This is a genomic window from Schinkia azotoformans LMG 9581, from assembly GCF_000307855.1.
Classification (GTDB): Bacteria; Bacillota; Bacilli; order Bacillales; family Bacillaceae_J; genus Schinkia; species Schinkia azotoformans.
Genome location: NZ_AJLR01000031.1, coordinates 1 through 494, shown reverse-complemented (window position 1 = coordinate 494; position 494 = coordinate 1). Strand labels below are relative to the sequence as shown.

Annotated in this window: 1 protein-coding gene; it reads right to left on the bottom strand. The window is 44.3% G+C overall.

Annotation, left to right across the window (positions count from 1 at the left end; all coding sequences use genetic code 11):
• Positions 1-15 precede the first annotated feature (15 nt).
• The coding region (locus BAZO_RS01680) for a PTS transporter subunit EIIC (RefSeq protein ID WP_003329482.1) at positions 16-494 on the bottom strand (479 nt) is incomplete at its 5' end.

Here is a 494-nt window from a genome sequence, read left to right as displayed (position 1 = left end):
CTGTAATCTTGGTTTTTAATCTGATTGAGTAACGATATGGGCGCCATTTGACAGGCTAAGATGTCCTGCTTTGTAGAGAGCAGCATTGTCAGCAGAGTTTGCTTGAAGCAATGGTCCCATAATCCCACCAATGATTGTCGCTCCGTGAACACCGAACCACCAGATAAATACTGGCATAAAGGCAATAACGAAGACCCCAACCGGACCGTCAGTCACGTGTTGCAATGGTGTTTGAATCCATTTATAAACTAACTCAATGAAAGTTGTATTGAAGCCAATCGTTGTGATTCCATGACCCACCCCAGCCATTGTACTGATTGCTCCTGCAGGTACAAGTGAAGTAAATGATGCGGCAACATTTTCTGGAACTTGTTCTGGCATTTTGATTGTGATGTTCCGACGCATAAAGCCAGTGTAAATCCAACCTACTAAGAGTCCAACGATGATTGAGAGAACCATCCCTTTCCCACCTAACCAAGCTCGGTCAATGACAC